The following is a 2,074-nucleotide window of genomic DNA, read 5'->3' as shown; positions in this document are numbered from 1 at the left end:
GAATAGATGCCAGCGTGGCGGACACCCATACGCGCTCGAATAGGCCACCCTGTTGGCGGCTGTGTAAAGCCACACTTTTCTGGCTGTGGGAGCGCGCTCGGAAAGTTATGAATACAGGTCTTCAAGGAGGAAATACAACCTAATCTCGCTCGGACTTGCACTCACGCGCGCTGACTTGCCACGCCGCTGTGCGTCCTCATAGCTCGCCATCCGGAGTGACCCTCGACCGCCACCTCACCGCCAGAAAAGAGCGTTTCTTGACCGCCATTCACACGGCCCTTTCAGAAGCACGACCGGTTTCGAAAAAACGGATCAACTATCTGGAACTGGCTGCACACCGAAGTCTACGAAGGTCTGCATTATTCAAGCCAGACCGGCAGCTTCGGGACATTGGACGAAACCGCTGTCGCGGTAGTCTCCGAGCCGGCGTGTGTGTTTTGCACAGGGGGATGTGCGTGCCTATGTTGTGAATTGAGGCAATTGGCCTCGTTCACAACAGGAGCACAGCCATGGAATCATCGAATCAACCCGTCTCCCCACTGCGCCAACGCATGCTGGAGGACATGCGCATGCGCCAACTCGCGCCCAAGACCCAATCTGCCTATATCCGTGCCGTCAGTCGATTCGGGGAATTTCTGGGCAAGTCCCCTCACACCGCCAGCGTTGAAGACCTTCGCCGCTTTCAACTGCACCTGGTGGACGCAGGCACCTCGCCCATTACCCTCAACGCAACGATCACCGGGTTGACGTTCCTCTTTGACGTCACACTGGGTTGCAAAGACGTCATGGCCAGGATGCAGTCGGTGCGCGTTCCCCAAAGGCTTCCCGTGGTTTTGAGCAAGGAAGAGGTGGGTAGACTTATTGCGGCAGTCGGCCACATCAAACACCAGACTGCGTTATCGGTGGCCTATGGCACCGGGCTGCGTGTCGGTGAAGTGGTTGCCATCAAGGTAGGAGACATCGACAGCCAGCGCATGACGCTGCGCGTGGAGCAGGGCAAAGGCCGCAAGGACCGGTATGCCATGCTCTCGCCGATATTGCTGGAACGTATGCGTGTGTGGTGGCGTGTGGCGCGCGCCCAAGGCAAGATGCTCGATGGTGGCTGGCTGTTTCCGGGCCTGGACCCTCTTGAGGCGCTGAGCACCCGCCAACTCAACCGGGCCGTCCACGACGCTGCCACCTTGGCCAGGATCGACAAGCGCGTCTCCATGCACAGCTTGAGGCATGCTTTTGCGACTCACCTGCTGGAACAGAAGGTCGACATCCGCGTGATTCAGGTGCTGCTGGGCCACAAGCGCCTGGACACCACGGCACAGTATGTCCAGGTGGCCACCGAGATCCTGCGCGAAGTGATCAGCCCATTGGAAACACTGCGACCCTCGTAAGAATCACGCCATGGGCCACAGCGCCCTGGAGGTCGCGGACATCTTCCGTGCCCATGGGCCTGCCTTGCGGCTTGCTCAAGCCTCGCATTTGAGCCTGGGTCAGCTCAAGGTCATGTCAGCCATCGAGCAGTGCCGTACCGCGGCGCTGGGAGGACACGTGCTTCGCTGTCCTGACTGTGCGCAGATTGAGGTAGCCTACAACTCATGCCGTAACCGGCATTGCCCCAAGTGCCAGGCCAATGCAGCCAAACGCTGGTTGGAGGCCCGGCAAGTCGATCTCCTGCCGGTGGACTACTACCACGTGGTCTTCACCTTACCCGCACCCATCAGCGCTATTGCCTATTACAACAAGGCCATCGTCTACGGTCTGCTGTTTGAGGTTGCTGCCGAAGTGCTGGGCACCATCGCAGCGGACCCCAGGCATCTGGGGGCACAGGTCGGGGTCACCCTTGTTCTGCACACCTGGGGGTCGGCACTCACGCACCATCCTCATGTGCATGGAATCGTTCCAGGTGGTGGTCTCTCGCCAGACGGCAAACGTTGGGTTTCCTGCAAGCCGGGGTTCTTCCTGTCGGTGCGGGTGCTCTCACGTCTGTTTCGCCGACGCTTCCTGGAAGAACTCGTTGCTGTGCACCGCGCGGGCAAGCTGCAGTTCTTTGGCGAATACGCAGGACTGGCCGATCAAAAGT

2 protein-coding genes are annotated in these 2,074 nt (G+C 59.5%); both read left to right on the top strand.

The features are described 5' to 3' along the window. Nucleotides 1-509 precede the first annotated feature (509 nt). A complete protein-coding gene (locus AC097L_RS23315; protein WP_479584041.1) occupies nt 510-1,385 on the top strand; it encodes a tyrosine-type recombinase/integrase in 876 nt (291 codons plus the stop codon). Between the two features lie 10 nt (nt 1,386-1,395). Further along, a partial coding sequence (locus tag AC097L_RS23310) for an IS91 family transposase (protein WP_479589123.1) occupies nt 1,396-2,074 on the top strand: 679 nt, incomplete at its 3' end.

The sequence above is a fragment of the Rhodoferax sp. RT5P35 genome (genome assembly GCF_056521385.1).
The sequence above is the reverse complement of the archived record's forward strand: the minus strand, read 5'-3'. Positions and strand labels throughout refer to the sequence as shown.

Excerpts from the sequence above, each read along its gene's own strand:
- AC097L_RS23315 (WP_479584041.1), top strand. The coding sequence starts at position 510 with ATGGAATCATCGAATCAACCCGTCTCCCCACTGCGCCAACGCATGCTG.